Here is a 12,747-nt window from a genome sequence, read left to right on the forward strand (position 1 = left end):
TTGAAAAGACTTTTAATTTTAGAAGATGGCACAGTATTTGAGGGTGAAGGCTTTGGCGCTGAAGCAAATGTTGTCGGTGAAGTAGTATTCACCACCAGCATGACCGGCTATCAAGAAACGATTACCGATCAAAGTTTCAATGGACAAATCATTACCTTTACTTATCCAATGGTAGGAAACTATGGTGTCAACCGCGATGACTATGAATCGATCGCACCAACTTGTAAAGGTGTGATCGTAAAAGAACATGCGAGACTAGCTAGTAACTGGCGCAATCAAATGACGCTAGACGAATTTTTAAAACGCAAAGGCATTCCTGGAATTGCCGGAATCGACACGCGGGCTTTAACTAAAAAATTACGCAGTGTCGGCACAATGAAAGGCAGTATCGTTGATCCAGCCGATGAATTAGAGCATTCCTTTGACCAATTAAAAGCAACGGTCTTGCCAACGAACCAAGTGGCGCAAGTTTCAACCGTTACACCTTATCCAAGTCCCGGTGTTGGACGCAATGTCGTCGTCATCGACTTTGGCTTAAAACATAGTATTTTACGGGAGCTATCACGACGGGAATGCAACTTAACGGTGATGCCCTACAACACCGATGCGCAAACAATCTTAGACTTATGTCCTGACGGCGTGATGCTGACGAATGGACCAGGAGATCCGAAAGATGTACCGGAAGCAATCGAAATGATCAAACAGATTCAAGGAAAGGTTCCAATTTTTGGCATCTGTCTAGGTCACCAATTATTCTCATTAGCTAACGGTGCAGATACGTATAAAATGAAATTTGGTCATCGCGGATTAAATCATCCTGTTCGTGAAATAGCGACTGGACGTATTGATTTCACTTCACAAAACCACGGTTTCGCGGTAGATGAAAAGACCATTGATCCGGAAAAATTAATGATCACCCACGTGGAAGTCAATGACGGCACGATCGAAGGTGTCCGTCATCGCAATTACCCAGCTTTCAGTGTTCAGTACCATCCTGACGCTGCGCCGGGTCCACATGACGGCGTTCATTTATTCGATGAATTTATGGAAATGATGGATGCATGGAAGGAGCAAGCATAAATGCCAAAACGTACAGATATTAAAAAGATCCTCGTGATCGGTTCAGGACCGATCGTGATCGGACAAGCCGCGGAATTTGATTACGCCGGCACACAAGCTTGCTTAGCGCTAAAAGAAGAAGGCTACGAGGTTGTCTTAGTCAATTCAAATCCAGCGACGATTATGACGGACCAAGAAATCGCTGATACAGTTTATATTGAACCAATTACCTTGGAATTTGTTTCCCGTATTTTGCGGAAAGAATTGCCAGACGCAATCTTGCCGACACTAGGTGGACAAACGGGTTTAAACATGGCGATGGAATTAGCTGACTCCGGCATCTTAGATGAATTGAAAATCGAACTATTAGGTACCAAATTATCCGCCATCGACCAAGCGGAAGACCGTGATTTGTTCAAACAATTAATGGAAGAATTGGACCAGCCGATTCCTGAATCAGAGATCGTCAATACAGTCGAAGAAGCAGTGGCCTTTGCGAACACGATCGGTTATCCAATCATTGTTCGCCCAGCCTTTACACTAGGGGGAACCGGCGGTGGGATGTGCGACAACGAAGAAGAACTTCGAACTGTCGCCGAAAATGGCTTGAAGCTGTCACCTGCGACCCAATGTTTGATTGAAAAATCAATCGCCGGCTTTAAAGAAATCGAATACGAAGTGATGCGAGACTCTGCGGATAACGCGATCGTTGTATGTAATATGGAAAACTTCGATCCAGTTGGCATTCACACAGGAGACTCAATCGTTTTCGCGCCGAGTCAAACCCTATCCGACTACGAATATCAAATGCTGCGGGATGCTTCACTTTCGATCATTCGCGCATTAAAAATCGAAGGCGGCTGTAATGTTCAATTGGCTCTTGATCCACACAGTTTCAATTATTATGTCATTGAAGTCAATCCGCGGGTTTCTCGTTCCTCTGCTTTAGCAAGTAAGGCGACTGGTTATCCAATTGCGAAACTGGCTGCCAAAATCGCAGTCGGGCTTACCTTAGACGAAATGAAAAACCCGGTTACGGAAACGACGTATGCTGAATTTGAACCAACGTTAGACTATGTTGTCGCAAAAATTCCACGTTGGCCCTTTGATAAATTTGAAAGCGGCGAGCGGGTACTTGGGACACAAATGAAAGCCACTGGTGAAGTGATGGCGATCGGTCGTAACATCGAAGAATCTTTGTTAAAAGCGGTTCGTTCATTAGAAATCGGGACTTATCATGCAGAACTGCCAGAATTAAGTGAAGTAACCGACGATGAATTAACGGAAAAAATGGTTAAAGCGCAAGACGATCGCTTGTTTTACTTAACGGAAGCGATTCGCCGCGGTTATTCAATCCAAGAAATCAATGAATTGACCAAAGTCGATTTGTTCTTCTTAGATAAATTACTCCACGTTGTCGAATTAGAAAGAGCGTTAGCACAGAATAAAAAAGACGTGAGCTTGTTAAAACAAGCCAAGCAAAATGGTTTTGCCGATGTAAAAATCGCGCAACTTTGGAATATGAACGCTGACGAAGTACGGAAATTTAGAACGAGTGAAAAAATCGTGCCCGTCTACAAAATGGTCGATACGTGTGCGGCGGAGTTTGAATCACAAACGCCATATTTCTACAGCACTTACGAATTTGAAAACGAAAGCGTTCGTTCTAACCGAGAATCAGTTCTTGTTTTAGGCTCAGGACCAATTCGGATCGGACAAGGGGTCGAGTTTGACTACGCGACGGTTCATTCGGTAAAAGCGATTCAAGCGGCCGGCTATGAAGCAATCATTATGAACAGCAACCCTGAAACAGTCTCAACCGACTTCTCGGTTTCAGATAAGTTATACTTTGAGCCACTAACGCTAGAAGATGTTATGAACGTCGTTGAGCTAGAGCAGCCAATCGGCGTAATCGTTCAATTCGGCGGACAAACGGCGATCAACTTGGCGGAACCGTTAGTCAAAAGCGGCGTCAAAATTTTAGGAACGACGATCGAAGATTTAGACCGAGCGGAAGATCGTGATCAATTTGAACAAGTCTTACAAAAATTAGCTATTCCGCAGCCGCCAGGTGACACAGCAACTAGTGCTGAAGAAGCAGTAGTAATCGCTGAAAAAATCGGTTATCCCGTTTTGGTTCGCCCAAGTTATGTCCTTGGGGGACGCGCGATGGAGATCGTCGAAAATCAAGCAGACTTAGAAGATTATATGGCGAATGCCGTAAAAGCTTCCCCAGAACATCCCGTTTTAGTCGATCGTTACTTGATTGGTAAAGAATGTGAAGTTGATGCGATCTGTGACGGTGAGACCGTTCTGATTCCAGGAATCATGGAACACATCGAACGAGCTGGGGTTCACTCAGGCGACTCGATGGCGGTTTATCCGCCGCAAACCTTCTCAGATGAGTTGAAGGCGACGATTGAGGACTACACTCGCCGTTTGGCACTAGGGATGAATTGTATCGGCATGATGAATATCCAGTTTGTCATCCATAACGATGAAGTCTTCGTCATCGAAGTCAATCCACGGGCTAGCCGGACGGTGCCGTTCTTGAGTAAGATCACAAATATTCCAATGGCGCAAATTGCCACAAAAGCGATCTTAGGGCAAAGCTTGAAAGAATTAGGTTATCAAGACGGGTTGTATCCTGAAAGCGAAATGGTCCACGTCAAAGCACCGGTCTTCAGCTTCACGAAGCTGCAAAAAGTCGATACTTACTTAGGACCGGAAATGAAATCAACTGGTGAAGTCATGGGAACGGATCGCAGCTTAGCCAAAGCCTTATACAAAGCCTTTGCGGCAGCGGGACTTTATCTGCCAGACTTTGGAGCCGTCTTGTTCACGGTCGCTGATGAAACGAAAGATGAAGCCTTGGCTCTTGCAAAACGTTTCAAAGAGGTTGGCTATAGTCTGATTGCAACTACGGGAACGGCCAAATTCTTAGAAGAAAATGGCTTGAACGCCAAAACGATTGCGAAGATTTCGGAATCGGATGATCATAACGTCATCGATTTGATTCGCAGCGGAGAAGCCCAAGTGGTCATCAATACGATGGATAAAAACCGGCAAAACGCTTCTGAAGATGGCTTTATCATTCGAAGAGAAGCAGTGGAACATGGTGTACCATTATTCACGTCGCTAGATACAGCAGATGCCATCTTACGGGTCATGGAATCACGGGCGTTTTCAATTCAAGAAATTTAATTTAAACAGAGTGGAGTTCACTTCACTCTGTCGATCTATAGGGAGGCCGTTATGAAGCAGGAAATGATGACAATCGTTCGTCAACAAGAATTAGCACCGAGAATTTATGAATTGGTTTTGGCGGGTGAATTAGTCCAGCAAATGAAAATGTCTGGTCAATTTTTGCACATCCGCGTGCCAAGAAATGATTTATTATTGCGTCGGCCGATTAGTATCAACCAATATGACCAAGATGCAGGAACTTGTACGATTATTTATCGCGTTGAAGGGGACGGCACAAAGTTTTTTGCGGAACTTTCAGCAGGCGATCAGTTAGACGTTATGGGGCCATTAGGCCACGGCTTTGAAATCGACCAGCTAAATGCAGGGGACACGGCCTTTATCGTCGGCGGCGGGATTGGTGTTCCACCTTTGTATCAGCTTTCTAAAGAGCTAAATGAAAAAGGGATCAAGGTGATCCATTTCTTAGGGTTTGGTACACAAGAAGTCGTTTACTATGCTGATGAATTCCAAGCGTTAGGTGAGACTCGTTTTTCTACCGATGATGGTACCTTTGGACTTCAAGGAAATGTCGGTAATCTTCTATTGGCGGAATCGATTCAACCGGATGCAGTCTTTGCTTGCGGGAATAACGGATTATTAAAAACAGTTGAACAATTGTACAATCAAGTAGAAAATGTTCAACTTTCATTGGAATCTCGAATGGCTTGTGGGATGGGTGCTTGCTACGCATGTGTCTGCCATGTGCCGGAAGATGAAAACAAAAGTGTCAAAGTATGTGAAGACGGACCTGTTTTCCAAGCTGGGGAGGTTATTTTTTAATGAGTATTGCAGTCAAATTACCTGGATTAGATTTAAAAAATCCCATTATGCCAGCCAGCGGATGTTTCGGCTTCGGGAAAGAATATGCGGATTATTATAATTTGAACCAATTAGGCGCCATCATGATCAAAGCAACGACACCGAAACAACGCTTTGGCAATGCCACGCCACGGGTTGCCGAAACACCCAGCGGCATGTTAAATGCGATCGGCTTGCAAAATCCTGGGATGGAGGTTGTCTTAACAGAAATTTTACCTAGCCTTGAAAAATATCAAGAGTTGCCGATCATCGCTAATGTTGCCGGGGCTTGTGAAGAAGATTATGTTGAAGTCTGTGCCAAAATTGGCGACGCCCCCAACGTCAAAGCAATTGAATTAAATATTTCTTGTCCCAACGTCAAACATGGCGGCATCGCTTTTGGAACCGATCCTGAAGTGGCCTATCGTTTAACAAAGTCAGTGAAGGAAGTCGCAAAAGTCCCCGTTTATGTCAAATTAAGTCCCAACGTTACTGACATTGTCCCAATTGCTAAGGCGATTGAAAAGGGTGGGGCGGACGGCTTCACCATGATTAATACGTTGCTGGGCATGCGGATAGATTTAAAAACGCGCCAGCCGATTTTAGCTAATCGGACGGGGGGCTTATCAGGACCGGCCATCAAACCGGTAGCGATTCGTTTGATCAATCAAGTAGCATCAGTCAGCGAACTACCGATCATCGGCATGGGCGGTGTTCAAACAGTGGATGATGTGCTAGAAATGTTTATGGCAGGAGCAAGTGCGGTGGCAGTCGGAACCGCGAATTTCACTGATCCCTATATTTGTCCTAAGTTGATTGAAGAACTACCCATTCGCATGGCGGAACTAGGGATTGAATCCTTAGAACAATTACGGCAAGAAGTTCGGGCTGCGAGTCCGCTTCTGCATAGCTAAACAGGAGGCAGAAAATGGAACAACGACCGATTATTGCTTTTGACTTTGCGTCGAAACAGGAAATTGAAACTTTTTTAACGCATTTTCCTTTAGAAGAAAAATTGTTCGTAAAGATTGGGATGGAGCTTTTTTACCAAGAAGGTCCCGCAATTGTAAATTTTTTACGAGCACAAGGCCATGACATCTTTTTGGATTTGAAATTGCATGACATTCCTAATACGGTTCAAAAAGCGATGCGAGGCATTGCGAAAATGGGTGTCAAGATTACGAATGTTCATGCAGCCGGCGGCGTAGAAATGATGTCTGCCGCTAAACAAGGTTTGAGTGAAGGAACGAATGAGGGACAATTAATTCCGGAATTAATTGCTGTAACTCAGTTAACTTCCACTAGTGAAGAGCAGATGCACGAAGACCAGTTGATTAACGTCAGCTTACAAGAAAGTGTCTTGCATTATGCCAAGTGTGCTAAAAAAGCCGGGCTGGAAGGGGTAGTTTGTTCCGCTCACGAGGTCGAAAAAATTCACGCAACAACCAGTCAAGACTTTATCTGTCTAACTCCTGGAATTCGGCCAAAAGGTGCCAGTGTCGGTGATCAAAAACGCGTCATGACGCCTGACAAAGCTCGAGCAATCGGCTCCAATTATATTGTCGTTGGCCGACCAATCACTCAGGCAGAAGATCCTTATCAAAGCTATTTAAAAATCAAACAAGAATGGAACGGTGAAGTATAAATGATCGCAGAACAAATCGCGAAAGACTTATTATCAATCGAAGCAGTTTCTTTAAGCCCCGACGAACCTTTTACTTGGGCAAGTGGCTTAAAGTCACCAATTTATTGCGACAACCGCGTAACCATGAGCTATCCAGCAGTTCGCCGTGCTATCGCAAAAGGCTTAGCGGATAAAATCAAACAAGACTTTCCGAATGTGGAAGTGATCGCCGGAACAGCTACGGCAGGGATTCCTCACGCAGCTTGGGTAGCTGAATTGTTAGATTTGCCAATGGTCTATATTCGCAGCAAACCAAAAGATCATGGTCAAGGCAACCAAATCGAAGGCCGTATTAAAGAAGGCCAGAAAATGGTCGTGATCGAGGACTTGATCTCAACTGGCGGCAGTGTTTTAGAAGCAGCGCAAGCAGCGGCAAAAGAAGGTGCCGACGTCTTAGGCGTGGCGGCGATTTTCACTTATGAATTAGCTAAAGGAAAGCATAATTTCGAGACAGCTAATATACCATTAGTAACTTTGACTAATTATTCAACCTTGATCGAAAGTGCTTTAAAAGAAAATTACATCAATCAAGAACAGCTTGAACTATTAAAAAAATGGCGCCAAGATCCAGAAAATTGGTTAAACTAAGAAAATTAGTTTGTAATCAAAACCACCCGTGTGAACGGGTGGTTTGTTCTGCGGCTGGAAGCCTCTATTACCGACCATATCCTAAAAGGCTTACTGAAAGATTTCCCTCTCGCACCACTTCTACTCGCTGATTCTAAAAGAATCTTTCTCTATTTCTTCTTGTTTTTCTTTCCAGTAAACGGATCATGTTCTTCGAACAACGTTAGCTGATCTGCTACATAATCTTCCTGTATTTGATTACGAATATACTCAGCTATCTGATCCTTGTTTCTTCCTACTGTATCCACAAAATATCCTTTACACCAAAATCTTCGGTTTCCGTAACGATATTTCAACTCTGCATGACGATCAAAAATCATTAAACTACTTTTTCCCTTCAGATAGCCTATGAATTGTGACACGCTCATTTTTGGTGGAATACTTACTAGAAGATGGATGTGATCTTTACAGGCATTTGCTTCTAAAATTTCAACCTTTTTTCTTTCACATAACTCGCGAATAATCTCACCAATACTCTGTTTATATTTTCCATAAATGATTTGTCTTCTGTATTTTGGTGCAAAAACAATGTGATACTTACATCTCCATTTTGTATGTGCTAAACTTTCAGTATCCTTTTTCATAAGGGCTCCTCCTAAATTTGATTGTGATGCGGTCGGGAAACCAACATCAGTTTATCAATTTTGGGAGGTCTTTTTAATACCACGCTGGAAGCTCTCCGGAACCACTCGCAGAGCAAGTGGTTTTCAGAACATACAAAAAAAAGTGAAAAAAGCATCTGCGGGTGCTTTTTTTATTTTGCTGCGACTACCTTACAAGTATATTAAGAGCTGAAACAGAACATTAATGGTATAGTATTTTCAGAAGTTTTTTAGAAAAGAGGTACTTAGATGTATGAAAAATTTATAAACAATACCCGGTTACGAAGGTTCACAGTCCTCGCACTAGTGATCTTCATTCTTTTTTTAGTCAAAGATTTTTTGACTCCGATTTTACTGACGTTTATCTTTACCTTGATTTCCGTTAGGGTGGTTAAGTTTGTTCAACGCTTTATCAAAGCTCCGACTTTTCTACTGGCGACAATCCTTTATGTGATTGAATTGGTGCTTTTGTATCTGCTGATTTCACGCTATTCAACGATTTTAATCGATCAAGTCGTTTCAACTTATGATTCGATTGTTCATTTTTATCAGCATAAAGAATTCCAGTCGGATGTCATTACAAATTTTATTGCCGATTATTTTAAAAATCATAACTGGCAAGACAAGTTAGAGAGCGGCGCAGGCATGATTTTGGTTCAATTGCAAAATGTTGGCCGTTTGGCGGTAGAATTTGTCATGTCCTTTATCTTGAGTTTCTTTTTCATGATCGAAAAGGAAAAAACAGTCTTATTCTCTCGGAATTTTCTAAGCAGTGAATATGCGTGGTTCTTCCAAGACTTATTTTATTTTGCTAAAGTATTTGTCGAAACCTTCGGGGTAGTCGTAGAGGTACAATTATTGATCGCGCTAGTGAATACTTTGGTCACGACGTTAGGCCTTGGAGTGATCGGTTTTACTCAATTACCAACCTTAGCGATTATGATTTTCTTCTTGAGCTTGATTCCGGTGGCCGGGGTGATTTTTTCATGTATCCCACTGACCTTAATCGCTTATTCAACTGGCGGTATCCAGACGGTCGTTTATGTGTTGATTTTGATTGTGATCGTTCATTGTATTGAGGCGTATATTTTGAATCCAAAATTTATGTCCAGTCGAACCAAACTACCGATTTTTTATACCTTCGTAATTTTGCTGTTTAGCGAACGCTTCTTAGGGGTATGGGGTTTGATTGTTGGGATTCCGATCTTTAATTTCTTTTTAGAAATTTTAGGAGTAAAAATAAGAACGAAAAAAACGGAGCAGCTTGATTAAGCTGTTCCGTTTTTACGTAATTGTTCAATCGTGGTTTCTTCAGGTGTGACAAAAAGCGTCTTTTGATTTTCGTAGATCACGAAGCCGGGCTTGGCCCCGTTTGGTTTATGGACATGCTTGACTGCGACATAATCTACTGGAACTTGCGCTGATTGTCGGAATTTGGAGAAATAAGCGGCCAGCTCCGCCGCTTCCATTAAGGTTTCGTCGCTAGGATCATCATGCTTAATAATGACATGGGAGCCGGGGATATTCTTAGCATGGAGCCAAATATCTGTTTTACGAGCTTGCTTTAAGGTCAACTGATCGTTCTGTAAATTATTTTTGCCCACTAGGATCTCGGTACCGTCACTGGCGAAGAAATGCTCCGGCTTGGAAGGATTATGCTTGCGCTTTTTCTTACTGCCTTTTTGTTTTAAATAGCCACTGGCAATCAGTTCTTCTTTGATCACTTCGATATCCATTGGGCCAGCGATTTCTAGCTGCGATAAGACGGATTCTAAATAAGCGATTTCTGACTTTGCTTCAGCGATTTGGTCATAAATCAGCTTCACAGCATTTTTCAGCTTTTGATATTTTTGAAAATATTTTTGGGCATTTTGGTTTGGTGTTAAGGCTGGATTCAGGACAATTGTGATTGGCGTGTTTTCTTCATAATAATTTTCCAACTGGATACTTTCAGCACCGCGAGGGACTTGCGCCATAAAAGTTGTCAGCAGTTCACCGTCTCGTCGATATTCTTCAGCGTTCTCTGAATCTTGTAAGGTTTTTTCACGTTTAGCTAGCTTCGTCTGATTTCGTTTAATCTCGTTGTCGACTTTCCGAATTAGCTCGTTGCCTAATTGTTTGACGCGATCCTTTTCAGCCTTTTCGCCGTAAAACCCATCTAACAAGCTGCTTAGGCTTTGATAAGTCGTTGTAGTGTCAAAGCTCTTGAAAGCTAACGGCGCAAAAAATTCTTTTTGGCCGATCGTACCAAGCGTAGGAACCAAGTGGCTTTGAATACTTTGCCAAAAATCAGACCAGACGGACATCTTTTCATTTGGCTTTTCAGCTAACCGCAGGGCCAATTCATTTGCGGTGTCCCGTCCAAGACCTTGAAAAGTTTGCTGCAAGTAACGGCCATCTAATTCTTCGGCGGTAGAAAGCAGCGTAAAGACTTGCTCTTTCGTAACGTGAAATGGATTTAGTTGGGTTTGTTTCGGAGGCTCGATATAATCGCTGCCAGGCAATAAGGAACGATAAGTATTTTGCGAATGACCGACATGTTTGATTGTATCCAAAATCTTACCAGTCTGTTTATTTAACAGAACGATGGTTGAGTGACGCCCCATCAATTCCACGATCAAGACGATATTTTGCAAGTCACCGAGTTCATCTCGTTTACTAAATGTAAAATGGACAACCCGATCGTTTTCGATTTGGTGAATGTCTTCCAAAATAGCGCCATCTAAATGCTTCCGCAACATCATGACAAAATTTGGTGGTGTATCAGGATTTGTATAAGCAATCTCGGTTAATTGGATCCGAGCATAGCTTGGATGAGCAGAAAGCAGTAGCCGTTGGTTTTTGCCTTGTGCACGAATGACTAATACAATTTCATGTTCGTAAGGCTGGTGGATCTTGGAAATTCTTCCGGTGCTAAGCTGATCATTTAACTCCCGCACCATTGCATGGGTAAAAACTCCATCAAAGGACATATTTTATCCCTCATTTCTATTCGTAATAGCTCTATTATAAACAAAAAAAGGCCAGTGACCAAGCAAGTCACTGGCAAGTGGTTAAAGATTAATTGTTTCTTTGTAGCTATTGAGCTGATCTAGTAGTCCTAATAGTAATTGCTCCGCTTCATTCGGCAAACGATCGTAACCGCCTTGAAAGGTTTTACGCGATTGAACAAAGGCTAAACGTGTTTCTAAGCGACTCATTAAATGGAGCAAGTAATGCTGGCTATCGAAATTCGGCTCATGTCCTTTTACCGGTAAGTAGCTGATTTTATCTAAAGGTCCGAAAGGCTTAAACGAAGCTGAGCCATCAATGATTTTTTCAATACTGGAAAGAGTCTGTTCTGGCGTGACCTTTTGTCCTTTGAAATCACCTGTATTCAAAATGAAGCAGGCTGTTTGCTGTTTCTCAAACAACTCTTTAAAATCCTGATAGTCCTCCTGTAACGGATAACAGCGGAAGGGGTTGGCAAAGGGTTCGATCACTAATTGATCAGACTTTTCGCCAACGACGTTTTCAGCAGTCGAGCGCTTCGTGGCTAAAGTGGCTCCAAAGATAGCCGCCAATGAAGGATCTTCTATTTTGATTAGAGGTGGTAGACTGTCATCCTTCATGATCCAGAATAATCCGTCAACTTTTTCAGCGATATGATCGACCCGATTGGGTGTTGCATAGCGGCTCTTGATACTGCGGCCGTTGCCGTTACGAATATCTTCGGTGACTAAGACTTTTTTATTATCCTCATCTAAAGTGACACCAACATTTTGAGCAGTGACGATATATTTGATTTGTTCACTAGTCATTGGATAATCCTGCGTTTTATCGAAGTAGGCTGGTTCTAAAGCCGTGGTCGAACCTTTGTCTTTGGAAATCACAAAGGCATCATCATGAAGAACATGGACTTCTCCTTTATTTTTAGGTTTTGCTAAAGTTATGGTTGATTTTCCAGAACCGGATAATCCAAAGGCAGCCATCGTGTATTTTTTATTTTCCAACAAATATTGTTTCATGCCGCCATGACAAGCAATAAAACCGTTGCGATGGGCGGTGGCCCAGGCTAAGGTCAAAGTCGCTTTCTTTAATTCGCCAAAGTAACGCAGTCCTAAAATCCCGGCACAATTATGCTTTGGATCAATCACCACTACACCGTCAGGAAAATCAGGGTGCTGCCAATCCGGGTCTGCGAAAAGAAATAGATCGCCGGTATTAATTGCTTTAGATTCTTGATAAAAATGATGCTTCGCGTCGCCAATTTGGAAATTTAATAAATATGAATAAAGGTTTGGGCTGTAGTCAGCTGGCAGCATCAAATGCGCCTTCACCGTGAATTCTTCGTCTAAACCTACTAGCACATCACCAGAGTAAAACTGCTTGTCTCTTGACTGAAAGACCGCTTCTCGCAGTAACTCACTATAAAAATCTGCATCAATGCCTTCTTGTCCCACAATTCTTCGCGCTGCTGCCGTTCGACCTACGATATTGCCATCATTCGTAACTAAAACTTTCGCATCTGTCGGCAGTTGCAGTTTATTGGTGTGGGCGACACTAAGATCGGTAGTGATTGTACCAGGACTTTTTTTTGCTAAGGCGTAGGCATCCGTCAAATGACGAATCCGTGTCACGTTGTTCCCGTAAAAAGCTGTCTCAATCACACTGCGAATGTTTGAAAAAAGGCGATTCTTTTTGGTGATGTCCTCATGACTAAAATGTTCAATACTACTCATCTGAAAACCT

At 42.6% G+C, this 12,747-nt stretch carries 10 protein-coding genes; 7 read left to right on the forward strand and 3 right to left on the reverse strand.

Going from position 1 to position 12,747, the window contains the following annotated elements; translation table 11 throughout:
• From IGI54_RS05965 to pyrE, 6 genes are read left to right on the forward strand one after another with little or no spacing between them, the layout of a single operon-like run.
• Positions 1–1,080: a carbamoyl phosphate synthase small subunit gene (locus tag IGI54_RS05965; RefSeq protein ID WP_313631294.1), complete on the forward strand. Its 1,080-nt coding sequence runs from the start codon at positions 1–3 to the stop codon at positions 1,078–1,080.
• A complete protein-coding gene (gene carB, locus IGI54_RS05970) occupies positions 1,081–4,263 on the forward strand; it encodes a carbamoyl-phosphate synthase large subunit (protein ID WP_430621448.1) in 3,183 nt (1,060 codons plus the stop codon). It begins immediately after the preceding gene.
• Positions 4,264–4,296: 33 nt separating this feature from the next.
• Entirely contained in the window at positions 4,297–5,085 is a 789-nt protein-coding gene (locus IGI54_RS05975; protein ID WP_430621479.1) for a dihydroorotate dehydrogenase electron transfer subunit, read from the forward strand.
• On the forward strand, positions 5,085–6,017 hold the full coding sequence (locus IGI54_RS05980; protein ID WP_430621449.1) for a dihydroorotate dehydrogenase: 933 nt from the start codon (positions 5,085–5,087) through the stop codon (positions 6,015–6,017). Before IGI54_RS05975 ends, IGI54_RS05980 begins: the two co-directional genes overlap by 1 nt.
• Before the next feature lie 14 nt (positions 6,018–6,031).
• Positions 6,032–6,748: an orotidine-5'-phosphate decarboxylase gene (pyrF, locus tag IGI54_RS05985; protein ID WP_430621450.1), complete on the forward strand. Its 717-nt coding sequence runs from the start codon at positions 6,032–6,034 to the stop codon at positions 6,746–6,748.
• The gene (gene pyrE, locus IGI54_RS05990) at positions 6,749–7,375 is read left to right on the forward strand and encodes an orotate phosphoribosyltransferase (RefSeq protein WP_430621451.1); all 627 of its coding nucleotides are present in this window, start codon (positions 6,749–6,751) and stop codon (positions 7,373–7,375) included.
• Positions 7,376–7,524: 149 nt separating this feature from the next.
• On the opposite strand, the gene tnpA is transcribed toward pyrE, so the two are convergent.
• Positions 7,525–7,998, reverse strand: coding sequence for an IS200/IS605 family transposase (gene tnpA, locus IGI54_RS05995; protein ID WP_430621452.1), 474 nt, complete (start codon positions 7,996–7,998; stop codon positions 7,525–7,527).
• Between the two features lie 267 nt (positions 7,999–8,265).
• On the opposite strand from tnpA, the gene IGI54_RS06000 reads away from it, so the two are divergent.
• The gene (locus IGI54_RS06000; protein ID WP_071861364.1) at positions 8,266–9,288 is read left to right on the forward strand and encodes an AI-2E family transporter; all 1,023 of its coding nucleotides are present in this window, start codon (positions 8,266–8,268) and stop codon (positions 9,286–9,288) included.
• Here the strand turns inward: IGI54_RS06000 and efbA are convergent.
• Both efbA and IGI54_RS06010 read right to left on the reverse strand, forming a co-directional pair.
• A complete protein-coding gene (gene efbA / locus IGI54_RS06005) occupies positions 9,285–10,988 on the reverse strand; it encodes a fibronectin-binding protein EfbA (RefSeq protein ID WP_430621453.1) in 1,704 nt (567 codons plus the stop codon). The genes IGI54_RS06000 and efbA overlap by 4 nt on opposite strands.
• 81 nt (positions 10,989–11,069) lie before the next feature.
• Positions 11,070–12,737 carry a phosphoenolpyruvate carboxykinase (ATP) gene (locus IGI54_RS06010; RefSeq protein ID WP_379946880.1) on the reverse strand — a complete coding sequence of 556 codons (1,668 nt, stop codon included), beginning with the start codon at positions 12,735–12,737 and terminating at the stop codon, positions 11,070–11,072.
• Between the last annotated feature and the right edge of the window lie 10 nt (positions 12,738–12,747).

This window comes from Enterococcus sp. DIV0800 (genome assembly GCF_050559735.1).
GTDB classification, from domain to species: domain Bacteria; phylum Bacillota; class Bacilli; order Lactobacillales; family Enterococcaceae; genus Enterococcus_A; species Enterococcus_A devriesei.